The organism is Aequorivita marisscotiae (assembly GCF_029814825.1).
Taxonomy (GTDB): Bacteria; Bacteroidota; Bacteroidia; order Flavobacteriales; family Flavobacteriaceae; genus Aequorivita; species Aequorivita marisscotiae.
In genome coordinates this window covers 1,967,874-1,994,740 of sequence record NZ_CP122379.1, presented here as the reverse complement: position 1 = coordinate 1,994,740, position 26,867 = coordinate 1,967,874, and the positions used below count along the sequence as shown (strand labels likewise).

19 protein-coding genes are annotated in these 26,867 nt (G+C 37.9%); 8 read left to right on the top strand and 11 right to left on the bottom strand.

Going from position 1 to position 26,867, the window contains the following annotated elements; genetic code table 11:
* Positions 1-82 precede the first annotated feature (82 nt).
* On the top strand, positions 83-2,521 hold the full coding sequence (locus QCQ61_RS08990; RefSeq protein ID WP_279447301.1) for a TonB-dependent receptor: 2,439 nt from the start codon (positions 83-85) through the stop codon (positions 2,519-2,521).
* 198 nt (positions 2,522-2,719) lie between these two features.
* On the opposite strand, the gene QCQ61_RS08985 is transcribed toward QCQ61_RS08990, so the two are convergent.
* Positions 2,720-3,727: a 3-oxoacyl-ACP synthase III family protein gene (locus QCQ61_RS08985; protein ID WP_279447300.1), complete on the bottom strand. Its 1,008-nt coding sequence runs from the start codon at positions 3,725-3,727 to the stop codon at positions 2,720-2,722.
* Between the two features lie 137 nt (positions 3,728-3,864).
* Between QCQ61_RS08985 and QCQ61_RS08980 the strand changes: the two genes are divergently transcribed.
* Complete coding sequence (locus tag QCQ61_RS08980; RefSeq protein WP_279447299.1) at positions 3,865-6,318, top strand: alpha/beta hydrolase family protein; 2,454 nt, start codon at positions 3,865-3,867, stop codon at positions 6,316-6,318.
* A gap of 175 nt (positions 6,319-6,493) precedes the next feature.
* Here the strand turns inward: QCQ61_RS08980 and QCQ61_RS08975 are convergent, their stop codons facing one another.
* On the bottom strand, positions 6,494-7,801 hold the full coding sequence (locus QCQ61_RS08975; protein ID WP_279447297.1) for an ABC1 kinase family protein: 1,308 nt from the start codon (positions 7,799-7,801) through the stop codon (positions 6,494-6,496).
* A complete protein-coding gene (locus QCQ61_RS08970; RefSeq protein WP_279447296.1) occupies positions 7,801-8,487 on the bottom strand; it encodes a TetR/AcrR family transcriptional regulator in 687 nt (228 codons plus the stop codon). The genes QCQ61_RS08975 and QCQ61_RS08970 overlap by 1 nt, the downstream gene beginning before the upstream one ends.
* Positions 8,488-8,709: 222 nt before the next feature.
* Here QCQ61_RS08970 and htpG point away from each other — a divergent pair, with 222 nt between their 5' ends.
* The 3 genes from htpG to QCQ61_RS08955 all read left to right on the top strand — a co-directional run bounded on the left by htpG (position 8,710) and on the right by QCQ61_RS08955 (position 15,346).
* Positions 8,710-10,602, top strand: a complete 1,893-nt coding sequence (gene htpG, locus QCQ61_RS08965; RefSeq protein WP_279447295.1) for a molecular chaperone HtpG — start codon at positions 8,710-8,712, stop codon at positions 10,600-10,602.
* Positions 10,603-10,792: 190 nt separating this feature from the next.
* Complete coding sequence (locus QCQ61_RS08960) at positions 10,793-14,869, top strand: HYR domain-containing protein (protein ID WP_279447294.1); 4,077 nt, start codon at positions 10,793-10,795, stop codon at positions 14,867-14,869.
* Between the two features lie 126 nt (positions 14,870-14,995).
* The gene (locus tag QCQ61_RS08955; RefSeq protein ID WP_279447293.1) at positions 14,996-15,346 is read left to right on the top strand and encodes a DoxX family protein; all 351 of its coding nucleotides are present in this window, start codon (positions 14,996-14,998) and stop codon (positions 15,344-15,346) included.
* An 18-nt stretch (positions 15,347-15,364) separates the two neighbouring features.
* Here the strand turns inward: QCQ61_RS08955 and QCQ61_RS08950 are convergent, their stop codons facing one another.
* Positions 15,365-16,141: a S1/P1 nuclease gene (locus tag QCQ61_RS08950; protein ID WP_279447292.1), complete on the bottom strand. Its 777-nt coding sequence runs from the start codon at positions 16,139-16,141 to the stop codon at positions 15,365-15,367.
* Positions 16,142-16,378: 237 nt separating this feature from the next.
* On the opposite strand from QCQ61_RS08950, the gene QCQ61_RS08945 reads away from it, so the two are divergent.
* From QCQ61_RS08945 to QCQ61_RS08935, 3 genes are read left to right on the top strand one after another with little or no spacing between them, the layout of a single operon-like run.
* Positions 16,379-17,305, top strand: a complete 927-nt coding sequence (locus QCQ61_RS08945) for an alpha/beta hydrolase (protein ID WP_279447291.1) — start codon at positions 16,379-16,381, stop codon at positions 17,303-17,305.
* 44 nt (positions 17,306-17,349) lie between these two features.
* Positions 17,350-18,687 carry a DUF819 family protein gene (locus tag QCQ61_RS08940; protein ID WP_279447290.1) on the top strand — a complete coding sequence of 446 codons (1,338 nt, stop codon included), beginning with the start codon at positions 17,350-17,352 and terminating at the stop codon, positions 18,685-18,687.
* Between the two features lie 48 nt (positions 18,688-18,735).
* Positions 18,736-19,449, top strand: coding sequence for a DUF4369 domain-containing protein (locus QCQ61_RS08935; RefSeq protein WP_279447288.1), 714 nt, complete (start codon positions 18,736-18,738; stop codon positions 19,447-19,449).
* On the opposite strand, the gene QCQ61_RS08930 is transcribed toward QCQ61_RS08935, so the two are convergent.
* From QCQ61_RS08930 to QCQ61_RS08900, 7 genes are all read right to left on the bottom strand, one after another.
* Complete coding sequence (locus QCQ61_RS08930; RefSeq protein WP_279447287.1) at positions 19,444-19,710, bottom strand: hypothetical protein; 267 nt, start codon at positions 19,708-19,710, stop codon at positions 19,444-19,446. The two genes, QCQ61_RS08935 and QCQ61_RS08930, sit on opposite strands and share 6 nt — an antisense overlap.
* Positions 19,711-19,778: 68 nt before the next feature.
* Positions 19,779-20,756 carry a type I phosphomannose isomerase catalytic subunit gene (locus tag QCQ61_RS08925; RefSeq protein ID WP_279447286.1) on the bottom strand — a complete coding sequence of 326 codons (978 nt, stop codon included), beginning with the start codon at positions 20,754-20,756 and terminating at the stop codon, positions 19,779-19,781.
* Positions 20,756-21,166, bottom strand: coding sequence for a 6-pyruvoyl trahydropterin synthase family protein (locus QCQ61_RS08920; RefSeq protein ID WP_279447285.1), 411 nt, complete (start codon positions 21,164-21,166; stop codon positions 20,756-20,758). Before QCQ61_RS08920 ends, QCQ61_RS08925 begins: the two co-directional genes overlap by 1 nt.
* On the bottom strand, positions 21,163-21,681 hold the full coding sequence (idi, locus tag QCQ61_RS08915; RefSeq protein ID WP_279447284.1) for an isopentenyl-diphosphate Delta-isomerase: 519 nt from the start codon (positions 21,679-21,681) through the stop codon (positions 21,163-21,165). The genes QCQ61_RS08920 and idi overlap by 4 nt, the downstream gene beginning before the upstream one ends.
* Before the next feature lie 106 nt (positions 21,682-21,787).
* A complete protein-coding gene (locus QCQ61_RS08910; protein WP_279447283.1) occupies positions 21,788-23,737 on the bottom strand; it encodes an OmpA family protein in 1,950 nt (649 codons plus the stop codon).
* A 191-nt stretch (positions 23,738-23,928) separates the two neighbouring features.
* The gene (locus QCQ61_RS08905) at positions 23,929-25,869 is read right to left on the bottom strand and encodes an OmpA family protein (RefSeq protein ID WP_279447282.1); all 1,941 of its coding nucleotides are present in this window, start codon (positions 25,867-25,869) and stop codon (positions 23,929-23,931) included.
* Between the two features lie 13 nt (positions 25,870-25,882).
* A complete protein-coding gene (locus QCQ61_RS08900; protein ID WP_279447281.1) occupies positions 25,883-26,824 on the bottom strand; it encodes a PorP/SprF family type IX secretion system membrane protein in 942 nt (313 codons plus the stop codon).
* Between the last annotated feature and the right edge of the window lie 43 nt (positions 26,825-26,867).

Here is a 26,867-nt window from a genome sequence, read left to right as displayed (position 1 = left end):
TATGTTATACAAGATACTATCTAATGGAAAATACTGTCTTATTTTTTAATAAATCAATCAATAACATCAATCAATCACACAAATGAAAAACATTTTAGTATTAATTGCATTCGTCGTATTCGGTGCGGTCCATGCCGTTAACGACCCAACGGAAAAACGCGGCCACATTTATGGCAGTGTAACAGACAAAATTTTAAACCAACCCCTTCCCTACGTTACTGTTGTAGTAAAAAATTTAAAGGGCGAAATAATTACCGGCGCAGTAACCGATGATACCGGTAAATTTGAAATCCACAAAATACCGGAAGGCCAATGCCAAGTAATGATTCAATATATTGGCTATAAAGTTTTTACAACCGAAATTAACATCACGAAAGGAAATGAATCTATTTATCTTGGCAATATATTGCTGGAGGAAGACATTGCTTCGCTGGACGAGGTAAATATCGTGGCCGAAAGATCTACTATTGAACAACGGTTAGACAAAAAAGTAATAAACGTGGGCAAGGATCTTTCAACCGCTGGGCCTACTGCTTCAGATATTATGAATAACCTGCCCACCGTGAGTATTGACCAACAAACAGGCGAACTTTCTATGCGGGGCAACCAAAATGTGCGGGTCATGGTAGATGGCAAACTTTCAAACATTCCAGTAGCGCAATTGCTAAAGCAGATTCCGTCGTCATCCATAAAGCAAATTGAACTTATTACCAATCCTTCGGCAAAATACAATCCTGAGGGCATGAGCGGTCTAATTAATATTATTCTTCATAAAAATGTGAACGTGGGTTTTAACGGGAATGCTTCTGTTGGGCTAACGTATAGGGAAAACGCAAAATTCAATGCGGGTTTGGATATGAATTACAGAAATGGAAAATTTAATTTCTATGCCAACCTTAGTAATAATGTTTCCAAAAACGAGAATGACGGACTCATTACACGTTCCCTGAACAACTCAAAAGAAGTGATACATTTTTTGGACGATAGTAAATCCAACCTTTTTAAAGTGGGAATGGATTATTATTTAAATGACAAAAACACGATATCCTTCTTTACCAATCAAAATTTATACGAAGGAAAAGGCGACGGAAGTTCCACAATTTTTTATTTGGATCAACCATCTCTCAACCAACAACAATTATTCTATTTTGCCAATGAAAATGTATCATCACAATATAATTTCGACTATAAAGTAAATTTTGAAAAAGCGGATCACAGTCTTGAGCTAGAAGCAGATTATAATATATTTTCAAATGAAACCATCGGAAAATATAAATTTCGCGGAGCTTCACCTTTAGAAAATTTTTCGGACAATGATGAAACGGACCGCAATCAACTAACCGTGAATCTTGATTATGTAAATCCAATTTCAGAAAGTATAAAAATTGAAGCAGGGGTCGAGGCACGGCTTTTTGAAACCACCATAGATTATGCCTCCAACGGCAAAAGTTACAATGCCAATGGCGAGTTAACAGATACGCCGTCAACGCGCTTTGAATACCTTCGCGACATCTATTCACTTTATGCCACTTTTGGAAAAACCTATGAAAAATGGTCATACCAGCTAGGTGCACGAGTGGAAAACGTTAGCGTAAAAGCCGATACCAACAAAGTGCGTGCCTTCACTAATGATTATTTTCAGGTGTATCCCAGTGCTTTTGTAACGTATTCTCCCAGCGAAAAAAATCAGTACCAACTTAGTTACAGCCGTAGGGTAGATCGTCCGGGACTTGATCAGGTAAATCCCATTCGTGAGTTTAGTACACCCTTAATTTCTTCTTTCGGAAATATAAACTTGGAGCCTCAGTTTACCAATTCAATAGAGGCCAATTACACCCGTAATTTTGAAATGGGAAGTTTCACTGGCGGATTGTTCTACCGATTGGTGGATAACGAAATAAACCGTGCAATACTCATAGATCGCACAAATTTAGATAGGTCTATTCTTACCTTTCAAAATTTCAGCAGTACCGATTTATACGGAATTGAACTTTCTTCAAACTACAAACCCACAAAATGGTGGAGTTTTAACACCAGTTTTGAGCTATACAAACAAACTCAAAAAGGTATTACCGAAACTTTTGAAAACGCTACGGGAACTCCAACTGTGGACGATATAATAACACAAGTTGTAGAAACAGATAACGTTGCCTGGAATGTTAGAATGTCGAATAATTTTACGGTTACCAAAAACCTTACTTTATCGGGCTTTGGACTTTACCGAGCAAAAAACAAGGGAATTCAGTTTGAATCTGAACCCCTCTATTTTGTGAATTTGGGCGCGCGATATAGTTTATGGGAAGGCCGCGGAACTTTTAGTATAAATTATAATGATGTTTTTAATTCCATGAAGTTTGCTTTTAGTGGAAATACACCCTATCCACAGAGCGGGGAATTTAAAAATGAAAGCAATACCATTTATGTAGGATTGGCCTATAGATTCGGAGGAAGTAATTACCGCGCCAAGGGCAGAAAAAACAGAGACGACAACACCTCGTCTGGAGGCGGAGGAATTTTCTAGTCCGTTATTATTTTGTTAAAAAGCCATTCGGGGTGAAACTATTGGCAATATCATTTCGTCTATTATAATACAATACCTAAAATTTCATTTTATAATTTATTTGAATTAGCCTTTAAAAAATTATACCTATTTTTTGGGTAAAACAAAAGCCTTTCAGTTTTGCTGAAAGGCTTTTTTATTTTTTCTGCCGAAGCAATATTACCATCTAATAATAGCACTTCCCCAAGTAAATCCGCTCCCAAAAGCTGCTAAGACCACCAAATTGCCTTCCTTGATTTTTCCTTGTTCCCAAGCTTCGGTTAAAGCAATAGGAATTGAAGCTGCAGTAGTATTTCCGTATTTCTGGATGTTATTAAAAACTTGTTCGTCATTCAATTTTAATTTGTGTTGAATAAATTGCGAAATACGAAGATTGGCCTGATGCGGTATTAACATATCAATATCTTGTACCGCAAGCTTATTTGCTTCCAAGCCTTCCTGGATTACTTCGGCAAAACGAACAATGGCGTGTTTAAAAACAAACTGGCCATTCATCACTGGGTAATAGGGTATGTTTTCTTGTGGGTTTTCTTCAATAATCTGTGGCACCCAATATTCGGTACTCGGACCCTTTAGTGAAAGTTCGTTTTTATATTGCCCTTCGCTGTGAAGATGGGTAGAAAGAATTCCACCTTTTCCCGTTTCATTTCTTGAAACTACAGCAGCTCCGGCACCGTCGCCAAAAATTACCGAAACGTTGCGGCCACGTGTTGAAAAATCTAAGCCACCACTATGGTTTTCACTTCCAATCACCAAGACATTTTTATACATTCCCGTTTTCACAAATTGATCGGCCACCGACAGGGCATATACAAAACCACTACATTGGTTGCGGACGTCTAAAGCTGGAATGGTGCGCATCCCCATCATTTCCTGTACTTCTACTCCACCGCCCGGAAAATACATATCTGGGCTTAGAGTGGCAAACACAATCATATCTATATCGTTTGGCTGCAGTTGGGCGCGTTCCAAAGCAATAGTAGAAGCTTTTACGGCCATTACCGAAGTAGAATTGCCATCGCCTTTTTTAATATGCCTGCGTTCCTTTATACCCGTGCGTTCTTGAATCCACGCATCATTGGTATCCATTAATTTTGAAAGATCGTCGTTGGTAACCACATTTTCGGGCACGTAAGATCCCAAACCAGTAATTTTTGAAGTGTACATTTATTTCAGTTTAAAATAGTTTGGAAAGATAAACATATACCGCTTTTTAAGGAAACAAATTACAGTTTATATAGTATGCGCGCATAACAAATTATTTCTATTTATTTTGAATATCTTTAGCTCTTAAAAATTTTATCATGAAAAAAACCATTGCGATTATCGTATTCCTTTTTACGTGTGCCAACTTTATAGCACAGGAAAAACTCACCTACCAGAAACCCCCAAAAGAAATTCTTGAACTTGTAGATGCGCCCTTGGCACCTTCGGTTTGGATTGACAGCAATGGTGAAAATGTAGTGCTTTTTTATCGCGATGCCTACAAATCTATTGCCGAACTATCGGAACCAGAATTGCGCCTAGGCGGATTGCGAATAAACCCCAAAACAAATATTGGTAGCCGTACCAGGTTTTACAATAATATAAAAGTAAAAAAAGCTTCGGAAAAAGACGCTCGGAAAGTATCGGGCTTTCCCGAAAACCCTAGACTTTCCAGTTTTACTATTTCACCAGACCAAAAAATGGTCGCATTTTTAAATACAGTAGATGATGGTGTACAACTTTGGTTGGCAGATATTGAAAACGCTACCGCCAAACAGCTTAGTACGTTAAAGATAAATGCAAATATGGGCAACCCTATTAATTGGTTTAAAGATGGCAGTGCGCTACTTGTAAACGTTATCCCCAACGATAGAAAGCAATTAATAAACACCGATGAAGCCGTGCCCGATGGCCCAACCATTACAGTAAGCGATGGCGAAAAGGCGCAAAACAGAACCTATCAGGATTTGCTAAGCAGCCCGAACGACGAATACAACTTTGAGCAATTGGCACGTTCGGAAATAAAGAAGATTTCTACTGCGGGCAAGGTTGAAGATTTTCTTCCGACAGCCATGTACGACGAACTTGATTTTTCGCCCGACGGCAATTATATCATGGTTTCAACAATTAAAAGACCATTTTCCTATATCGTGCCTTATAGCCGTTTTCCTTTTGAAACCAATATTTATAATAACGAAGGCAAACTGATTCAAAAAGTAAACGACGTACCGCTAAACGAAGTAGAACCAAAAGGTTTTATGGCAACCCGAATGGGAAAGCGAAGAATGAATTGGCGCGCAGATAAACCTGCAACCATTTACTGGGCCGAAGCCTTGGATAAAGGTGATCCGGAAGTAAAAGTAGATTTTCGCGATGCCGTATATGAATTGCCAGCTCCCTTTAACGGAAAGGGCAACTTGTTGCTAAAAACAAAAAATCGTTATTCCGGAATTATTTGGGGGAATGATAAGCTCGCCATTGCTTCAGATTATTGGTGGAATGATCGTAATACAAAATCGTATATTTTTAATCCATCAAATGTTTCGGAAACGCCGAAGATTATTTTTGACAGAAATTATCAGGACCGGTACAATGATCCCGGAAATTTTGTAACCACCCGAAACAATTTTGATGAGCGTGTTCTAGAATTGGTTGAAGGCAATGCCTTTCTTATGGGCGATGGTTTTTCGGACGAGGGACAATTTCCTTTTATAGATGAATTCAACTTAAAAACCCAAAAAACCAAACGCATCTACAAATCTGAATACACCGATAAGCTTGAAAATCTAAATGCTGCAATCGATATGAAGAAAGGGAAAATTCTGGTTCGTATAGAATCGCAGAATGAGTATCCTAATTATTACTTCAGAAATATTAAAAAGAAAAATGATTTAACGCCTGTAACTTCATTTGAAAATCCTTTTAAGAGTATTCAAAATGTTCATAAAGAAGTAATTACCTACAAACGAGATGACGGTTTGGAACTTGAGGGAACCTTATACCTACCAATAGGTTATAACGTAGAAAAGAAAGAAAAAATGCCAATGATTCTTTGGGCGTATCCGCGTGAATTTAAAGACAAAGCCAGTGCGTCGCAAAATACCACAAACCCCAATGAATTTATTTATCCGTATTACGGTTCGCCAATTTATTGGGTAACGCAAGGCTATGTGGTTTTAGACGATGCAGCCTTTCCAATTGTGGGCGAAGGCGATGAAGAACCAAACGATACTTTTAGAACCCAATTGGTGGGCAATGCCAAAGCAGCGATTGATGCCGTTGACAAAATGGGTTATATAGACAGAAACCGCGTGGGCGTTGGCGGACATTCCTACGGCGCGTTTATGGTTGCAAATTTATTGAGCCATTCCAATTTGTTTGCAGCGGGAATTGCACGTAGCGGTGCCTATAACCGCACACTCACGCCATTTGGTTTTCAGAGTGAAGAGCGAAGCTATTGGGATTCTCCCGAAACGTATTACATCATGTCGCCATTTATGCATGCCGATAAAATGAAAACGCCATTATTACTAATTCACGGTGAAGCAGATAATAACTCGGGAACCTATCCGCTGCAAAGCGAGCGCTATTTTAATGCGTTAAAAGGCTTGGGAGCAACAGCCAGACTGGTAATGTTGCCAAAAGAAAGTCACGGGTACAGCGCGAAAGAAAGCGTACTACATGTTTTGTGGGAACAGGACCAATGGTTAGACAAATACGTGAAGAACAAAATGGAAAGTTCCGTAAATGTTTCGGAAGAAATAAAGCAATAACTTTTAACATTAAAAAAAGGGCGCAAAAGATGCGCCCTTCTTAAACAACCTAACCAATTAAATAATAGAATATTTTTACTTTTTCATAGCAATTTAATATTCGATTATTCTCTGTAAAGATACCACACTTTGTTTAGTGTAATTGTTAAAGGATTAAACAAAGTTTTGTTAAAGTTTACAGGTAATTTTTATAATTATTTATTGCCACCTTCGCTCCCAAATCGTTTATTAAATTATAAAGTCCGAAAAAAGTTCTATTTATATATAAGAAATGTTTGGAACCACGATTGCCGTTCATCTTTCTAATTTCAGTATCTTTTGAATATCTATTGCTCAACTCGGCAATTTTTCCAAAGAATTCCTCATCGGCAAAGTTGAACGTTTCACTATGGAATGGTTGTGTGAAAAGACTGAGCATTTCGTGAAACAATTCTGAAAAAAATTTGGTTTCCTCAGGCGAGTCTTCCTCCTTTAAAATTTCCAAAGCATACATCTTCTCCAAGAAAATTTCAGGTTTGTTTATATTTTCAGGTTTGGCCAATTCAAAATACGGCAGGTAGAATTCTTCGGGAACGGTTTTAACACAGCCAAAATCTATCGCAATGAGGTTTGCCTCTTCGTCTACTAAAAAATTTCCGGGGTGCGGATCGGCGTGCACGCGCTTTAATTGGTGCATTTGGAACATATAAAAATCCCACAGCGTCTGCCCTACTTTATCTGCCTTTTCTTTATTGGTATTTGTACTAGTAAATTCCGAAAGATGCTGTCCGGTCATCCAGTCCATGGTAATAATACGTTCGCCGGAAAGTTCTTTGTAATAATTGGGAAACTTTAGATTGGGAATGTTTTTACAAGCATTTGTAATTTCCTTGCTCTGTTCTACTTCCAACAGATAATCGGTTTCTTCCAGCAATTTACCCTCCATTTCCTTAAAGTATTTATCACCATCCTTACCTTTTATATTAAACATTTTCATTGCAACTGGCTTTACCATTGCCAAATCGCTACTTATACTTTCGGCAACTCCCGGATACTGGATTTTCACCGCCAAGTTTTTACCATCTTTTGTAGCTTTGTGAACCTGGCCAATACTAGCCGCAGCAACAGATTCTGCATTAAAGGTATCATAGAGACTTTCGGGGGTATCGCCAAAATATTTCTTAAAAGTCTTGCGCACCAAGGGTGCCGAAAGTGGCGGCACCTGAAATTGCGCCAAGGAAAACTTTTCCACATAGGCTTTTGGCATGATGTTTTTTTCCATACTAAGCATTTGCGCTACTTTTAGTGCGCTGCCTTTTAGGTTTTTTAGCCCGTCGTAAATATCTTCGGCATTGCTTTCGTTTAATTCGTCTTTAGTGGTTTCGGAATTAACGAGTTTTTTACCGTAATACTTTAAATAATTACCGCCTACTTTTACGCCGGTAGTCATTAGTTTTGACGCGCGTTGAATTTTATTAGTGGGAATTTTATCTATCGTCTTCATTAGGCCATTTTTTCTTTCCATAAAAACTTTCCAAAATCAAGCACACTTTCCAATGGTTGGGTATCGAAAACATCAAAAATGGCACGTACCGATTTCTCGATTGCGATATCTGTGTTTTCAAAACCTGCGGAATTATCATCCATCCAATATTTCAATAGAAAAAGGGTTTGTATCCAAGCGCCTTCAGAAAATACGGTTACCGATTGTTTTAAAATTTTCAGCTTTTTATCTTCGTTATTTTCGCGAATTAAATGTGAAGCAAAATGCTTTATTTTTTTACGCAATTCTTTCAATTGGCCTAGGTTTTTCATCATATTTTGATGCTCGCGTAAGGTAACGAGTATGTAACTTCTATTAAGGGTGAGAAGTTCAAAAAAGGTGTAGAAAAAGGTGAGCATTTTTTCTTTATTGCTGTACGTTTCGTACCCTTCATCTCTATTAGCTTGACGAATTGTTTCATCATAAAATGAAGTCCATATTTCGGATTGTAGGGCTTCAAAGGAACCGAAGTTTTTATAAAATTCTGCTTCGGTAAAATTATTTTCCTTGCAGAATTTGAAAACGCTGAGGGGTGGCTTTTCCTTCGTTAATACCGCCTGCATATATGCCGTAATAATCTTTTCAGCTCTAGCATTTTTTTTCGAAGTTGTTTTGTCTGTATTTTCAGAATTGTTCGTTGCCGTCATAATATAATTTATTTAAAAGTGTGGAATAGGTCGTTACACAAATACAAAGATAACACTTGTTTAACCTTATTAAGTAAAACTTAAACAGAATGTTGTGTTAAAGTTTGGTAGGAAGTTTTAGTGGGAAGTGACAACGTGGCAGAAATTTCGGCATTGGTATTTTATTTGACTATTAGGTTTTGTTTCACAAATTAATAATAATAAGTAATAAATAATAGAAAAATGAGCAAAGGAACTATTAATGTATCGGTGGACAATATTTTCCCACTGATCAAGAAATTTTTGTACAGCGATCACGAAATATTTCTGCGTGAATTAATTTCGAACGCTACCGACGCAACCCTAAAACTGAAGCATTTGGCCAATATTGGCGAAGCCGAAGGGGTAGAATACGGCAATCCGATGATTGAAGTAAAGTTGGACAAAAAGAAGAAACAGCTTCGCATAATAGATCAGGGAATTGGGATGACCAAGGAAGAAGTTGAAAAATACATCAACGAAATTGCTTTTTCTGGCGCCGAGGAATTCATTGAAAAATACAAAGACAAAAACGGAAAGGACGCCGGGATTATCGGGCATTTTGGACTTGGTTTTTATTCGGCTTTTATGGTAGCCAAAAAAGTAGAAATCATTACAAAGAGTTATAAAGACGAGCCCGCAGTGCATTGGGCGTGCGATGGTTCGCCGGAATTTACTATTGAGAAAGCCGATAAAAAGGAAAGAGGGACCGAGATAATTCTGCATATTGCCGATGATTCTACCGAATTTTTGGAGGAAAACCGCATCAGTGAATTATTGGTGAAGTACAACAAGTTTATGCCTATCCCGATTAAATTCGGAACCAAAACGGAAACCCTTCCAAAACCTGAAGGTGCAAAAGAAGAAGACGAAGCGCCTACTCAGGAAGTTGATAATATTATCAACAATCCTAACCCAGCGTGGACCAAGCAGCCCACTGAATTGGAAGATAAGGATTATAATTCATTTTACAGAGAATTGTATCCCATGCAATTCGAGGAGCCACTATTCCACATTCACCTAAATGTTGATTATCCTTTCAATCTTACGGGAATCCTTTATTTCCCGAAGATGACCAACGATATGAGCATTCAAAAGGATAAAATACAGCTCTACCAAAACCAGGTTTTTGTAACCGATAATGTGGAGGGAATTGTTCCTGAATTTTTAACGATGTTACGCGGAGTAATTGACAGTCCGGATATACCGTTAAACGTTTCGCGAAGTTATTTACAGGCCGATGGGGCGGTAAAAAAGATTTCGAGCTACATTACCCGCAAAGTTGCAGATAAGCTGAAAAGCCTTTTTAACAATGACCGCGAAGGTTTTGAAAAGAAATGGAACGACATAAAAATAGTTATTGAATACGGAATGCTTACCGAAGATAAATTCTTTGATAAAGCGCAGGATTTTGCACTGTACCCAACGGTAAACGATACGTATTTCACTTTTTCAGAATTGAAGGAAAAGATAAAAGATGCGCAGACCGATAAAGATGGTAATCTCGTTATTCTGTATGCTTCAAATAAAGAAGAACAGCACAGCTACATTGAAGCAGCCAAAGAAAAAGGATACGAAGTATTACTTCTGGATTCGCCTATAGTAGCGCACCTACTTCAAAAAGTAGAAAGTAAGGAAGAGAAACTTTCGTTTGTACGCGTAGATAGCGACCACGTTGAAAACCTTATCAAAAAAGACGATGAGCAGATTTCAAAACTATCTGATGAAGAAAAGGAAAGTTTAAAAACATTCCTTGACGGGGTTATTCCGAAGGAAAAGTTCAGCGTACAATTAGAGGCTATGGACAGCAATGCAAATCCGTTTATTATCACCGAGCCAGAATTTATGCGAAGGATGAAGGATATGCAAAAAACCGGTGGTGGCGGTATGTTTGGAATGGGCGGTTTCCCTGAAATGTATAATTTGATTGTAAACACCAATCACGAATTGGTAGGCGAAATCTTAAATACAAAAACTGAAAAGAAAAAAGAGCGCTTGGTGAATCAGGCTCTGGATTTGGCCAGACTGAGTAAAAATTTGTTAAAAGGTGAAGAGCTTACAGCGTTTATTAAACGAAGTTATGAGATGATTAAATAAGAATATTTCAAGATTATTTAAAAAGCCGTTAATGATAATACATTAGCGGCTTTTTTTGTTTCTGTGAATTACTAATAACTCACCCTTTGGATTAAATTTTTTTAATTATGCATAATTATCTGGTTATTATAGTAATAAATTCAATTAATTAACATACTTTTATGTGTCTAACTATAAATAATTATTAATTATGAAGAAAAATTATCTTGTAAGCGCTGCTCTTAGCTTCTTACTACTTATTATGTTTAACACCAGTTCCTTTGCACAAGGTGACTGTAACGATCTGACCAGTCCGATAGAAACTCAAATTGGACTCTCGGCAGAGCCATCTGGTTTTTTTGTACGATCTGGAACTCAATTGGGCAGAATCTTTAGAGATGCTGTAGCCAGTGCCTGTCCATCAAAAGTATATCCCGGCGATTTCAACACGGCAACAACTTTTAATTACACTGCTATTCGTTTTTATAATTCTGATGTGGCTCCTACCTGTATAACCATCAATTTTGACCCAAATAGTGGCGCGAGTCCCTGCCTTACCAATGGTCATGCGCTAGTTTTCCAAGAACCTGGAGGTGGAAGTACAACTCCATACGATCCGGCGAACCAAGGCACGAATTATTTGGGAGATGTGGGTTCTTCAAACACACAACCATTCTCTGTAACAGTAGAACCAGGTTGGTTTGAAGTGGTAATTACCAATACCAGTTCAGCAGCAAATTGTAGTGTGCAGTTTAGCTTTGCGCCCAATGGCGGCGTTATTAAATGCGACATGCCGGCCGGTGGCCCAATTTCAGCTTGCGGAACCGGTAATCCACAACCTATTCCCGTTACTGGTACTGGTGGCTTTCCATGCGTTGGTGGCCCCACAACCTCACCTGCTGCTGTTACGGCAACAGGTAATATAGGTACAGGATCAGGAGATTACACCTTAGACACAGTAGAGATAAATTTAACCCATTCTTGGGACTCTGACTTAGATATTACACTGATTTCTCCTAATGGAACCACTCTGGATCTATCGAGCGATAATGGAGGCAGTGGAGACAATTATACCAATACTGTATTTATGGACGGCGCTCCCAGTATAACTACAGGATCCGCTCCTTTTACAGGTACGTTTCAAGCTGAAGGCGGTACTTTTGCCGCCACATTTGCTGGAGAACCGATAAATGGAAATTGGACGCTTAGTATCTGTGATGATTCTGGCGGCGACTCAGGAAATCTTTTAAGTTACTGTATTAATTTCACAGAAATAACTATGGTAGGCAATCCACCAACCATAGTGTGTCCTGCAAACATTACGGCTAACAATGACCCTGGAACCTGTGGCGCTGTAGTAAACTTTGCGGGTGTTGCATTTGACGATGAAGATGGCAACATCTCTGGCGATATTGTTGCTACACCTGCAAGCGGAAGTGTTTTTCCAGTAGGTGATACTATGGTTACACTTTCGGTTACCGATAGCGATGGCAATACTGAAACGTGCGATTTTATGGTTACTGTACTTGACGATGAAGATCCTGTGGCAGTTTGCCAGGATATTACAATAGACCTTGACCCAACAACCGGTATGGCAACAATCACTCCTGCCGATCTAGATAACGGATCTACCGATAACTGCGCCATAACAGCTATGACATTAGACGTATCTTCGTTTGACTGTTCAATGGTTGGCGCAAATACCGTAACGATGACCGTTACCGATGCAGCTGGCAATACCGCTACATGTACCTCAACCGTTACCGTTCAAGATGTAACTGCACCAGAGGTATTCTGTGTTGGCGGATTTGGAATTTTTTCAGAATCTGAAGACTTTGAAGGCGCTACCATCCCAACAGGATGGACTACCGTAATTGAGTCCGGAGGCCAAGATTGGACATTCGGAAGCGGTGATATGCCAGGAGGGGCAGATTTCCCAACAAACGCCGCTATTTTTGATGACGATGCAGCAGGTAGTGGCCCGGCAAACCTTGCGCGACTTCTTTCTCCCGCATACGATCTTACCGGGGCAAGCAACGTGCAACTATCTTTTGATTATTCATTGCAGGATTTTGCAGGTTCAGGAACATTTGAAGCTGAAGTATGGGATGGAGCTGCTTGGCAACAGATATTATTTGTAGATGTAGATACCGATCCTGTTAACACGGGCGATATAGATGTTTCTGCGTTTGTAAATGCAGCCTTCCAAGTGCGATATACTTATGATGATGAAGACGATTGGGCTTGGGGAGCTGGTGTAGACAACTTCCTATTGACCTATGAAGCTGCCGCTGGCGGTGGATTGGATGTTTTCCTTGATGTAAACGGTGTGGCTTCAATTAGCCCTAACGATCTTGTTACCGGAGTAAACGAAGCTTGTGGATACACAATTACCGCTGGTGGTACCGGCGGTGGAACAGCAGGATCATTGACCTCTCTATTTGCTTCTGGAAATAATGGATCTCCAGGAGGAGCGGTTTATTTTGACATCACTGTTGGAGCAGCCGATTTGGAAGTGAGCGAAATTGATATAAATACAGCCGATCCGGGAGGGTTTACTTTAGATATTTATACGCTTGTGGGCACATATGTAGGTAATGAGTCCAATCCTGGTGCTTGGGGAGCTGTAGCCGCAACCGCAACAGGAACAGGAGCCGGCTTAGATGCACCTTCAAATGCTGTTTTGGCAACTCCTTTGATGTTGAGTGCAAACACTACTTACGGAATGGCTTTAGTTCTCGATGGCGGACATTCACACTATTACACCAATGGTGATGGAAGCAATCAAAATTATTCCAATGCCGATATGTCAATGAGTTTAGGTGCTGCCTCCAACACACCTTTCACAACTCCTATATTTGCACCTCGTGTTTTTAACGGAACCATCCACTATACTACCGGTGCAGGCTCTGGATTAGATTTCACTTGCGCAGATTTGGGCGAGAACATCATTGAAGTAACCGTAACCGATGCCAGTGGAAACGCTTCTACCTGTATGGCGGTAGTAAATGTTATAGATAACATAGCGCCAGTTATTACTTGCGGGGTTGCAAACATTACTTCAGAATTAACAGATTTTGAAGATGCTACCATACCAACGGGTTGGACTACTGTGGTAACCAGCGGTTCTGCAGACTGGGCCTTCGGGTCGGGCGATATGCCAATAGGAGGCGATTTCCCTACAAACGCAGCGATCTTTGATGATGATGCGGCAGGTAGTGGTGAAGTAAACCTCGTAACACTTGTTTCTCCAGTTTATGATATCTCTGCAGCTGTAACGGCATCTATCTCTTTTGATTATGCCTTGCAGGAATTTGCAGGTGATGGTACTTTAACTGTAGAAGTATACGATGGCGCAGCTTGGCAACAAATACTATTTGTAGATGTAGATACCGATCCGACCAATTCAGGAGCCTTAGATATGGCCGCTTATATGAACGCTGACTTCCAAGTTCGTTTTACTTACGACGATGAAGGCGGCTGGGCCTGGGGTGCCGGTGTAGATAACTTCCAAATAGATTACGAAGGTGTTAGCACGGGTAACGTTGTAGAAATTGAACTAGGACCAGATGGTACGACCACTATCGATCCTTATAGTTTGCTTTCTGATATAAACGAAGCTTGTGGCATTGCTACTATTGCAGTAGATGTGCCAACCGTAACTTGCGCAGATATAGGAACCCCAGTTATGGTAACTGTATTTGTAAGCGATACAAGCGGTAACCTTGCCTCTTGTGTGGCCGAAGTTCACGTGGTTGACAAATTGGCTCCGGTGCTTACTTGCCCTGCAGACCAAACAGTAGATCCAGGACCAGGCAACATTTTCTATATTGTACCGGATTACTTTGCAACTGGCGAAGCGATCGCTGACGATAACTGTACTGATCCCGTAACGGATACTACACAAGATCCTGCTCCAGGAACGGCATTGCCAGACGGTGTTTACACTGTTAGCTTTACCGCTACCGATGAGTACGGAAACACCTCCAGCTGTGACTTTGAGCTTACAGTTGAATCTGTTCTTGGTGTAAATCAAAACACTTTAGAAGCTGGCGTGGCATTATATCCAAACCCAGCGAGCCATGTTGTAAACCTTGTAAACAAGACCAACATTTCACTAGAGAAAATGATGATCTACGATGTAAACGGAAAATTAGTAAACCAGATAGACCTTCGCACTATGCAGGGTGAAAAAGCGGTAGATGTTTCATCGCTCGCGGCTGGCGTTTATATGGTACAGATTATTGGTGAAAAAGCAAGCACTGTTAAGCGCTTGATTAAAGACTAATTTTTATCATAAATAAGTAATTAAAAAAGAAAGCCTTTCTAAAAAATAGAAAGGCTTTCACTTTTTAAGAATATCTAGGTTGGTAAAAGTTTCAAAAAGATTACTTTTAAAAATTAAAATTAAGCTATGTTACCTTGGCATCAATATTTACTGGGCGTACTTTTAGTGCTTGCCGGAATGAATCACTTTCGAAAACCTAAACTCTACGAACGCGTCTTGCCACCTTACATTCCTGCACATGGTACAATCGTAGTGCTGAGCGGTATTATTGAAATGATACTCGGATTTATGTTGCTTAATAAAAACACACAAATTGAGGCCGCTTGGGGTATTATTGTAATGCTATTTGCGTTTATTCCCGTGCATATTTATATGCTTCAAAATGAAAAGGCCGCGATAAAACTTCCAAAATGGTTGCTTATTCTTAGATTGCCACTACAACTTGGGCTCATGTACTGGGCGTATTTATATACGTAGTAAAAACAACTTTATAAATTAATTAAAAATTTCGTTTAAAACTGTTGCCAATCGTATCCCGCCTTTCTGAAGCTGAAAACGCAACACATCCATATATTTATACATATAATTGTATCCTAGCTTTTCACCCACTTCGGTGTTTTGATAGATATTTTCGCAAATTTCCCGACTTTCGTACATCCAATCTATAACGGTACCCTTCTTAACGGCTTCTATTTGTTGCTTTGAAAGCACATCTGTATTCTTGGCTAATTCGCTATAAGACATATCGTAAAAATCAATCATTTTTGAATCCCATACCGTATGTAAATTTGTACCATCCTTAAACCAACGAACCTGAAAATCGTTTCCGCCCTTATCTTCGGCCAAACCAATATGCAATGGTTGATGAAGGTCTCCCATAAAATGTACTAACATTTTAAGATAAAAAACCTTGTCTTCTTTAGAGCTGTTTTTATCTTTTAAAACAGTAACACATTTTTTTATGCCTTGAATAATATCGCCTTTTTCACTTTTAGGATAGGTTTCGTATTTTTCACCAAAAGGAAAGCTTACATAGTGCCAAGGACGGTACATATCAAAATTACGGTCGCTTTTTATATCATCGCCATAATTTGCAACAAATGCCAACGAATGGCCATCCAACAATTTTAAAATTTCCTTTTCGGCTTTTCTACTCAAGTAATCATCGGCAATTTCACCCACCGCGCGATGACCTGTTTTCCCCCAATCTTCCGAGGCAAAAAGTCCGTTCGAAAATAATACTACCAACAAAACTAAAACTGTTTTTTTCATATTTAAATGTCGTTATATATTTCAATTTCAATCGCAGCAAAGATAGCATCCATAAATTCAAAAGTGATTCCTGCCGATTAAAAAAAGAAAATAATTTTTATTTGATGCATTTCACTACTTTTAAAAACCTGTAAAATAGCCCCAAATACTATAATTTAATAAAACTGAAAAGCAATATTAAGTGAATTTATTTGTTAAAGAAACGCATGATACCAACGTGTAAAAACACCCATTAAAATGAAACATTGTTTATTTTTTTTCCTTCTTTTTATAGGAATAGTTAATGCCCAAACTAATAAATACCATACCGAAAATCTTAGCATTACACCTCTTATTGATGGAACGTTAATGGTTCCTGAAAATATTGAAGAACCGGTATTAGCTATTATTGTTGGTGATAGCGGTCCCACGGATAGAAACGGAAACCAACAAATGATGGTAAACAATGCTTTAAAATATTTAGCCGAAGGCCTTTACCAAAACCAAATTGCTTCGTTTAGATACGATAAAAGAATTGTAAAACAAATGAAGAGCCGGGCGCTAAACGAAAGAAACATTCAATTTGACGATTTTATTACTGATGCAATTGCCATTCTTGAATATTTCAAAAAAGATCCACGATTTTCAAAAATATATATCATTGGGCACGGTCAAGGGTCGCTCGTAGGAATGATAGCTGCACAAAATGGCGCTGCCGGATTTATTTCTATAGCTGGTGCGGGGCAGGAAATTGATGACGTAATTGTAGCGCAACTAGCGGAGCAAGCACCAGGCTTGGTTGATAATGCCCGTTCTTCATTCGATGATCTTCGGGCCAATGGTGTGGCGTCTAATTACAGTCCTGGATTGGCTTCAATTTTTCGAAAGGAAATTCAGCCTTTTATTTATACTTGGATGCAGTACAATCCCAAAATAGAAATTCAAAAATTGAAGATTCCCGTTTTACTTATTAATGGTGAAAAAGATATTCAGGTTCAACTTTCGGAAGCAGAATTACTAAAGACTGCTAAGCCCGATGCCAAATATGAAATTATTCCCAAGATGAACCATATCTTTAAAGAAATTGAAGGTAACGACCTGGAGAACAGCAAGTCGTATAATATTTATAACCTGCCGGTAATGCCTAAATTAATTAGTATTATTAGCGATTTTATTAAAAAATAATTGAAATTAAAAAATAATTGTATTTTGCAGCAAAACCATCAAAAATGCAAGATACTACTGCCGAAATTTTAAAGGATACCACTCCCCTTTTTACCAATGACACGATAGTTTTTGGAATATTAATGCTAGCCTTGGGCTTTATTTTTTACACGTCTTCGCGCAAAGAAGGATTTTGGAATAAATTCTACGGTATTGTTCCTGCGTTATTTATGGCTTATTTCCTCCCTGCATTATTGACTACTGCGGGCGTTATTTCGCCAGAATGGACCACCGTCGCAGATACTGGCGAAGCTACTACTGGCAGTACAAGTTTATACTATATGTCCAGCCGGTATTTATTACCTGCTGCCTTGGTGTTAATGACTCTAAGCATAGATTTAAAAGGCGTTTTGAATCTGGGTCCGAAGGCTCTTATTATGTTTTTTGCGGGAACCATCGGGATTGTACTTGGCGGGCCTTTGGCTGTATTGATTGTTGGCTCTATACATCCAGAAGCAGTAGGTGGCGAAGGTGCCGACGCTGTTTGGCGCGGACTCTCAACATTAGCAGGTAGTTGGATTGGCGGTGGTGCCAACCAAACTGCAATGCTTGAAATTTACGGCTACAACCAAAAATTATACGGAGGGATGGTATTTGTAGATATTGTAGTGGCAAATATCTGGATGGCAATTATTCTCTTCGGAATTGGAAAATCTGCAAAGATTGATAAATGGCTAAAGGCAGATACTTCTGCAATAGATGGTTTGAAGGATAAAGTTTCAGAATATGCTAAAAAAGTAGATAGAAATCCAACTCTAACGGATTTGATGATATTGGCAGCCATTGCCTTTGGAACGGTGAGTTTTGCACATTTTGGAGCCGATTATTTAAGTGGCTTTTTCACCTCTATTGTAAATCAAATACCTAAAGGAATAACCCGAAATATATTTACTTTTCTCGATTCCAGTTTCTTTTGGATGATAACAATAACTACTATAATTGGGGTTCTACTATCATTTACAAAAGCAAAAGCATATGAAGGTGCTGGCGCCAGCAAATTTGGCAGTGTATTTATTTATATTTTAGTAGCCAGCATTGGAATGAAGATGGATTTAACCCTAATTTTTGAAAATATGTGGTTAATCGTAATTGGTTTGGTATGGATGGCCGTACATGCGGGCTTAATGATTTTAGTTGCAAAAATGATTCGTGCCCCGTATTTCTTTTTGGCGGTGGGGAGCCAAGCAAACGTTGGAGGAGCAGCTTCGGCACCAATTGTTGCTTCTGCTTTTCACCCTTCATTGGCGACGGTTGGAGTACTATTAGCCGTTTTTGGGTACGCTATTGGCACCGTTGCTGCAATTATATGCACTGTGTTAATGCAATTAGCTTCGGGTGCATAAATATTTAAAAAAAAATATCATCTTTGCATTCCGTTTAAAAAAGTTAACATGCGTTACCTATTTACTATTTTAATATTTTTTATAAGCTTTATTAGTTGCTCAACAGATTCTGACAAAATGAATCTGACGGGGACAGTAAAAGGCTTAAAAAAGGGCACGTTGTTGCTTCAAAAATTTGATGACACGCTCTTGGTTACCGTAGATTCGATGATTGTTGATGGGTCTTCAGATTTTGCATTTTCAGAAAAAATTGTAAGTCCAGAAATGTATTATTTATACGTTAGACTAAAAGATGGAACTTTGCGGGATGATCGGATTGCATTTTTTGCAGAAAACCATCCGATGCATATTCAAACTAATTTAAAGAATTTTGGTAGCGCAGCCATAGTAAAAGGTTCGGCCAATGACAGTATTTTTAGAGAGTTTGAAAAATTAAGACAGCGTTATGTAGCGAAGAATCTTGAATATATTTCAGAACGCTTTAAAAAAGGCAACAATAATAATGATTCTCTGGAAATGGATTTAAATAGAAAGCAGCAATCATTAATAAAGAGTAAATATTTTACCACTATAAATTTTGCAATGAATCACAGCGATTATGAGGTTGCGCCCTATTTAATTTTAAGTGAAGCATACAGTTCTAATCTTAAATATTTAGACACTGTATATCAATCGCTTTCACCTAAAATAAAAGACTCCAAATACGGTAAGGAATTGGAGTCTTTTATTGAAATGCGTAAAAAAAGTGATTCTATTTTATAACGCGTTAATTTTGTTTATCATTTCTCTACCACGTGTTTCAAGTTCGGCATTTACCTCCTTGAAATGTTTCTTTTTATTTTCCACATCTTTTTGATTTACCTTAGCAATAAGCTCATCAAAAGTTGTAATTGCTTCATCAATAATTGCTTCAGCTTTTTTATTATCCTTGTCTGCATTGGTTAATTCCCAAATATAAACTGCTTCAATAATATCGCCTAAAACATAATTAATATCTTTTTTTAAATTTCTTACGTTTGCCATTTTCTTCTTTATTATTTGTTGTATCTATTTACTTCAATATTTTTTAAATCGGGCAAAGGTACGAAGATTTACGGAATGTACACCTCCAAAAAGCTAGCTGAATTGGTAATAAATTTTATTTCAGCTATTTGTGCAGGAATAAGTATGGTTTCACCTTTTTTTAATTTTTCCGAATAGCCATCTGTTTCAATTATTGTGCTGCCTTCTAAACACATATAAACCGTAAAGGAGGCAATTGATTTTAGGTCTTTACGATAACTTTTGGACAGCACGAGTTTATTTACAACAAAGAAATCTGTAGTGCCAATATGCACAGGAGTATTTTTCGCTTGTCCGTAAGTCATTCTTGATTTTGGCGGATTAAAATTGATAGCATCCAATGCTAAATCGGTATGTAATTGGCGCATTTGGCCGTTAGTATCTGGTCTATCCCAATCGTAAATTCGGTAGGTAATATCTGATGTTTGTTGAATTTCGGCCAGTAACACCCCTGCACCAATGGCGTGTACCGTACCTGGATTTAAAATAAACGCATCACCTTTTTTAACGGTTTCAGAATTAAGAATTTCCGGAATTTTATTTTCGGAAAGCGATTTTAAATACTTTTGCTTATCCATTTTTTGGTTGAAACCAAGAATAAGTTCACCTCCTTTTTCAACATTCAGAATGTACCACATTTCGGTTTTTCCGAAGGAATTGTGTCGTTGCTTAGCTAATGCATCGTCGGGATGTACTTGCACAGAGAGGTTTTCGGAAGCATCAATAAACTTAAAGAGCAATGGAAATTGATTTTCAAAATCTGAATATACTTTTTCACCAACCAATTTTTCTTTATAGTTTTCTAACAACCAATTTAAAGTTTTGCCTTTAAAGGGTCCGTTTGCAATTTCTGAAATATTATTTTCAACACCAGATATCTCCCAGCTCTCCCCTACATTATCTTTTGAATTTTTATGGAAAAGTTCGTACAATTTCGTACCGCCCCATACTTTTTCCTTCAGTATAGGGTAAAATTTTAAAGGATATAATGTTGAAATTGTAATCATTAATTACCGTTATAAACAACGAAGTTACGTGGAGTTTCGTAAAGTTTTATTGAAATACCGTATTTCGAATCGATTCGAGTTCTAATTTTTTTCCAAATTACAACTGCAATGTTTTCTACAGTGGGATTAAGGTTTTTAAATTCCTGGACTTCAAGATTTAAATTTTTATGATCGAATGGGTCTTCCACTTCTTCCTTTATAATATCCCGCAAGATTTTTAAATCTATTAAAAAGCCGGTTTTAGGATCGATTTCGCCAGAAATGCCCACTTCTAATTCATAATTATGGCCGTGATAATTTGGATTGCTGCATTTTCCAAAAACTTCAAGATTTTTGGCATCATCCCATTCTTCTCTAAAAAGGCGATGCGCCGCATTAAAATGTGCTTTTCTATATACGGTTAGGCTCATACTTTTAAATGTTGGTAAAATTTGTCGAAAATAATTTTAAACCAAGCCGTATATATGTTTGGATTTTGCGCTATATCTGTTTTTACAGCTTCGAGATCCATCCATTTCCAGGCTGCAACTTCTTCAGGATTTATTTCAGGTGTTCCGTTAAAGCTGCCAACTAATATATGATCTAATTCGTGTTCTGTAAGTCCATTATCAAATGGTGCCTTATAAATAAAGGTTGTGGTCTCTTTTAATTCGGTAGTAAAGCCCATTTCTTCAAAAAGGCGCCTTTTCCCTGCTGCCAGCGATGATTCGTTGTGGCGCTGATGACTGCAGCAAGTATTTGTCCACAGTCCTGGCGTATGATATTTATGAAATGCGCGTTGTTGTAATAATAATTCATTTTTATGATTAAAAATAAAAACGGAAAACGCGCGATGAAGAACACCTTTTTCATGTGCCTCTTGTTTGGGCATAAGTCCCAACTGCTCATCTTTTTCATTCACCAGGATAACTTGTTCTTCAATCATATTAAAAATCTTTTGGTTCAAAAATACGAAAAGGGCGGCTGTATTAAAAGCAAAAAGCGCTCAATAGTACGTATTGAACGCTTTTTAGGAATATAACTTGGTTAGCCTAATCCTGTATTATAAACATTGATCTTCTATTTAATTGATGTTCTTCTTCGGTACATTCGGCATCATTTCCGCAGTTGTTTATTAACATAGTTTCTCCATATCCTTTCGCGGTCAAGCGCGACTCATCTATACCTTTTTCTACGATCCAATTTAAAGTAGATTGCGCTCTTCTTTCTGAAAGTTTCATATTGTAACTATCTCTTCCTCTTGAATCGGTATGCGATTCAATATGAATTACGAGTTCAGGATACAGCTCCATAGCATACAGTATTTTGGCCAATTCAATTTCGGCATCTGGGCGTATGTAGTCTTCGTCGTAATCAAAATAAATAGGCTGAAGTTCTAAAATACATCCTAGATCGTTTGGTGGGCACGGATCTTTCAATTTTAATTGAATATTTAAATCTATTACACCCCCCTGGTCCGGTGTTTCGACAACTTCTTCTTTTGGAAAATACAGTTTTTTTGTTGCTCTAATAATATATCTGGTATCGCATTCAGTTGTAAAACTGAAGGCAGCATCTTCACCGACGGTTACTCGTTCAATTTCGATGTTATCGGCATTGAGCAATGACACCTCGGAGCCTGGGAGAAGTTCTTGGGTATCAATATCAGTTACGATTCCATTAATGGTCATTACACATTTTTCGTAGAAATAATAGATATCGTCGTCAATAGCGCCGCGACCACCCGCGGCATTTGATGTATAATAACCACTTCCTTGAGATTCTTTAATTATGAGACCAAAGTCATCCATTTTGGTATTAATAGGCGGTCCAAAATTGGAAACTTGTTTTAAGCTTCCATCTGTATCTAATGTTGCCACATAAATGTCTAGCCCACCTTGACCAAAATGGCCATCACTTGCAAAATACAAAGTGTTGTTTTCACTAATAAACGGAAAGGTTTCTCGAGATCTTGTATTTACTTCCGGGCCGAGGTTTACTGGTACGCCATAGGTAATTGTACTATCCTTTTCCTTCTTTATATCTACCCGATAAAGATCTGAACGTCCGTAGCTACCTGGCATATCTGACGCAAAATAGAGGCGTTTTCCGTCTGGACTCAACGCGGGATGTGCGTTGTTAAAACTATTACTGTTAAATGGTAAATCGGTTATATCGCCCCAGTACTCACTACCGTCTTTACCTACTTTTAGATCGGCTCTTAGTATTTTTAATTTAATAACCCTGCCTTTATCAAATCCCTTTTTACCTTCGAGGTAGTTGTTTCTGGTAAAGTACATTGTTTTACCGTCCTTTGTAAAAACAGGTGTTGATTCGTGAAATTTAGTATTTACGTCTCCATCAAGATGTCTTGAGTTTGAAAGGCCTCCATCGCTATCAATTTCGGCAACATATAAATCTAAAAATGGCATATTGCTCCAATTGTGTTTTTTGAAATCATCTCGATTTCTCGCAGTGGAGGAAAAAACTATTTTATCTTTATAATAGATAGGACTAAAGTCAGATAACTTTGTATTTACGGCAACTTTATTTATTACATATTTAAAAGGATGAACCCCTAAACTCTGCAAATATTCAGGATCGTTATCAAACTTTTTAATATTCTTTTCTTCGCCACCTTTAGTAAAGAAAATATTCATTACAGCTTCAGATTCCTGATATTTTCCTGAACTTTTTAATGTTTGGGCAATTCTGTAGTAATAGTCGGTTTCTATCGCATCAGGAAATTCTTTAAGAAGTTTATAATACCATTTTTCAGCATTTACATAATCACTATTATAATAATAGGTATCGCCTAGTTTCTTATATATTTCTGCCGATGAGTAGCCATTTTCAACAACTCTAAGATAGATTTTTCTTGCGTTGATATAGCCGTATTTATCAAACTGCTCATTTGCTTTTGCTATTTTCACTTCTTGCGAAAGCACAGCATTTGCAAACAACAAAAAACCAATTAACCATATTTGTTTAAGTGAAGTCATTAACTGCAGTTTTTAAAAACGTTTTACATTAAATTCCTTATTACTAGGGAGCAAGCCGCTCTATCTTTTTAGGATAGCGGCATTTATGTAATGGCAACTAACTTATAGCAATAAGTAGCGCTTTTACAAAGGTTTATAGTTGTAAATCGGGGAGATTTAAGGGTACGCCTTAATTATTTACAATACAGACATCAATCTTGTATGATGAACATAGATCTTCTGTTTAATTGGTGTTCTTCGGCCGTACATTTTACGCCATTAGAACATTTATTAATAAGTCGTGATTCACCAAATCCTTTAGCAGTAAGTCTGCTCTTATCAATTCCTTTTTTAACAAGCCACTTAAGTGTGGATTGCGCACGTCTTTCAGAGAGTGCAAGGTTATAATTGTCGTTACCGCGTGAATCTGTATGCGACTCAATATTTATTTTTAGTTGATCATATTGTTTTAAAGCAGCCAGTATTTTAGCCAATTCAATTTCGGCATCCGGTCTGATATTAGATTTGTCAAAATCAAAATAAATTGGCTGTAAATCTAAGATACAATTTAGATCGTTTGGCGGACAGCCAATACGTTTTAGTGGAATTGGCACATCCACAGTACCTGTTATGAAAGGTGTTTTTATAGATGTTTCATAGGGTGTGTAATCTTCCTTGATACCTCTAACAATATATTGTATTCCACATCCGGCAATAAATTTATAACTTCCATCAGTTCCTGAGGTAGTTTGGCTTACCAATTGATTAAAATTATCTAATAAACTAACCTGAGCATCTGCCAATGGTTCATTTGTGTCTACGTCAAACACAATACCTTTTACGGTAATGCTACAACCTTCTTTGAGCAAATAGATATCGTCATCGGCACTACCTCTATTTCCACCTCTATTAGAAGATAAATAGGCAATCCGCTCCTTTTCGTTTATAATAAAACCGAAATCGTCTTTAGCACTATTGGTTGGCGGCCCTAAATGTTGCGCAGTTCCGACTGCTTTTCCTGAGTCATCGAGAGATACTACAAATACGTCATATCCGCCCATTCCCGAACGACCGTCGCTCGCAAAATACAGGTTGTTATTGTCGCTAATGAACGGAAACGAATCTCTCCCTCCGGTATTTATTTCTGGACCCATATTTACTGGGGGGCCATAAGTATCGTTCCCAAGAATATCTACATACCAAATATCAGACATTCCGAGGGTTCCGGGCATATCAGAAGCAAAGTATAATCTTTTTTCATCGGGACTCAGGGTGGGATGTGCTACAGAATAGGACTCACTGTTAAATGGCAATTCTATTATATTTCTCCATGTGTTTTCGCCAGCTCTTGTAGCTTTAAAGATGGTTAGTCGGAGGGTTTTAAACTTATTAGATTTATCGAAGTCTTTTTTTCCTTCTATAATTCTATTTCTTGTAAAAAACATTGTATTTCCATCTTTCGTAAAAAATGGTGTTGATTCGTTATATTCGGAGTTTACATCACCCCCAACACGCACGGAATTCCTCAACTGGCCATCGGAGCCTCTATCTGCAATAAAGAGGTCTAAATATGGTTCTTCGGTCCAGTCGTCAAATTTAGGGATTACATTTTCTCCTGCTGAGGCATATATTATTCTATTATTCATATAGAATGCTGGTCCAAAGTCTGAAGTTGGCGAATTAACCGCAACTTTTTCAATATCTATTTCCTTGGAATCAAAAACTATACTTTTTAAGTATTCCGGATCGTCATTGTATGTTTTTACTATAAAGGTAGTTCCTCCTTTTGCTATATAGTCTTGTAATAATGCATCTGCTTCTTGGTACCTACCCAAACTCTTAAGTGATTGCGCAGCTTTGTAAAAATACTCTGGTTGTGCTTCATCTGGATATTTATTTACGAGTTTAAGATACCACTTTGCTGCGTTGCCGTATTCACTATTAAAATAATAGGTATCTCCTAAATTTTGAAAAATTTGCGCAGATTCGTAGCCATCCTCAACTACTTTTAAGTAGATTTCACGCGCATCTATATACGCATATCTATCAAATTTTTTGTTTGCTTTTTGAATATCCTTTTTTTGAGAAATAGCGCTACCGGAGGTGAGCAAAATTAAAGCGAAAATAAATATGTTGCGTAATAATGTATTCATAGTCTTTATAATTTTAGAAGAATCTTGGAGTTAATACGCGCTCTGGTCTGTTGAATAATTCAAAGCGAAACATAATTTCGTAAGATCCATCGCTATAAGCTTCTATATCGGTTGTTTGGTAATCATATCCAAAACCTATAAATATATTCTCTGTGGCCTGAAAACCAACTAGCCCACTCATTGCTGCGCTCCATCTATAGGCAGCTCCTAAAGTAAGTTTATCGTACAATAAAAAGTTTGCAGATAAATCGGCTTGTAGGGGCGACCCACTAACAAGTTTTACGAGCGCTGCAGGTTTAAACTTTAAGTCGTCGCTAATATCAAATACATAACCTGCAATTAGAAAGTAGTGCATGCGTTCGGCGGCGGTAGTTTCAACTTGGGTATTTTCAATACTGCCGGTGTCAAAATGTTTTGTTGTTAAAAAATTTGGTACTGAAAGTCCAGCATAAAATCTTTCGGTATTATAATATACACCAGCTCCTATTTGGGGTTGTAGTTTATTGTCTATATTATTTTCTTGAAAATAGGGGTCATTGGGGTCGTATATATTCAGTTTTGAAAAATCTACATCCAGAATGTCTAAACCAGCTTTAAGACCGAATGATAATTTGGCATCTGCTGAAGTATTTATACTATATGAATAATCTATGTTAAAATTGGTTTCAATTGCTGGACCTATACGATCGTTCACAACAGATAGACCTAGCCCCATATTATCGGCCACAGGTGAATTTACAGTAAATGTTCCTGTATTTGGTGCTCCATCTCCAAAATTTACCCATTGGGTTCTATAGAGTAAACCAAAACTTAAGACTTCACGATTTCCTGCATATGCAGGGTTTACCACCTGCGTATTGTACATATATTGAGTGTACTGTGGGTCTTGCTGCGCTTTACTTGAAAACGTGCCAAGTAAAATCAAAATTAGTAGTGTTAGATAACTGTGTTTCATAGTTATGTATTTTTAATCCTGGGAGGGAAATTCCTCCCAGGAA

Coding starts and splice junctions, on each gene's coding strand:
- QCQ61_RS08990 (WP_279447301.1), top strand. CDS start 83: ATGAAAAACATTTTAGTATTAATTGCATTCGTCGTATTCGGTGCGGTC.
- QCQ61_RS08985 (WP_279447300.1), bottom strand. CDS start 3,727: ATGTACACTTCAAAAATTACTGGTTTGGGATCTTACGTGCCCGAAAAT.
- QCQ61_RS08980 (WP_279447299.1), top strand. CDS start 3,865: ATGAAAAAAACCATTGCGATTATCGTATTCCTTTTTACGTGTGCCAAC.
- QCQ61_RS08975 (WP_279447297.1), bottom strand. CDS start 7,801: ATGAAGACGATAGATAAAATTCCCACTAATAAAATTCAACGCGCGTCA.
- QCQ61_RS08970 (WP_279447296.1), bottom strand. CDS start 8,487: ATGACGGCAACGAACAATTCTGAAAATACAGACAAAACAACTTCGAAA.
- htpG (WP_279447295.1), top strand. CDS start 8,710: ATGAGCAAAGGAACTATTAATGTATCGGTGGACAATATTTTCCCACTG.
- QCQ61_RS08960 (WP_279447294.1), top strand. CDS start 10,793: ATGAAGAAAAATTATCTTGTAAGCGCTGCTCTTAGCTTCTTACTACTT.
- QCQ61_RS08955 (WP_279447293.1), top strand. CDS start 14,996: ATGTTACCTTGGCATCAATATTTACTGGGCGTACTTTTAGTGCTTGCC.
- QCQ61_RS08950 (WP_279447292.1), bottom strand. CDS start 16,141: ATGAAAAAAACAGTTTTAGTTTTGTTGGTAGTATTATTTTCGAACGGA.
- QCQ61_RS08945 (WP_279447291.1), top strand. CDS start 16,379: ATGAAACATTGTTTATTTTTTTTCCTTCTTTTTATAGGAATAGTTAAT.
- QCQ61_RS08940 (WP_279447290.1), top strand. CDS start 17,350: ATGCAAGATACTACTGCCGAAATTTTAAAGGATACCACTCCCCTTTTT.
- QCQ61_RS08935 (WP_279447288.1), top strand. CDS start 18,736: ATGCGTTACCTATTTACTATTTTAATATTTTTTATAAGCTTTATTAGT.
- QCQ61_RS08930 (WP_279447287.1), bottom strand. CDS start 19,710: ATGGCAAACGTAAGAAATTTAAAAAAAGATATTAATTATGTTTTAGGC.
- QCQ61_RS08925 (WP_279447286.1), bottom strand. CDS start 20,756: ATGATTACAATTTCAACATTATATCCTTTAAAATTTTACCCTATACTG.
- QCQ61_RS08920 (WP_279447285.1), bottom strand. CDS start 21,166: ATGAGCCTAACCGTATATAGAAAAGCACATTTTAATGCGGCGCATCGC.
- idi (WP_279447284.1), bottom strand. CDS start 21,681: ATGATTGAAGAACAAGTTATCCTGGTGAATGAAAAAGATGAGCAGTTG.
- QCQ61_RS08910 (WP_279447283.1), bottom strand. CDS start 23,737: ATGACTTCACTTAAACAAATATGGTTAATTGGTTTTTTGTTGTTTGCA.
- QCQ61_RS08905 (WP_279447282.1), bottom strand. CDS start 25,869: ATGAATACATTATTACGCAACATATTTATTTTCGCTTTAATTTTGCTC.
- QCQ61_RS08900 (WP_279447281.1), bottom strand. CDS start 26,824: ATGAAACACAGTTATCTAACACTACTAATTTTGATTTTACTTGGCACG.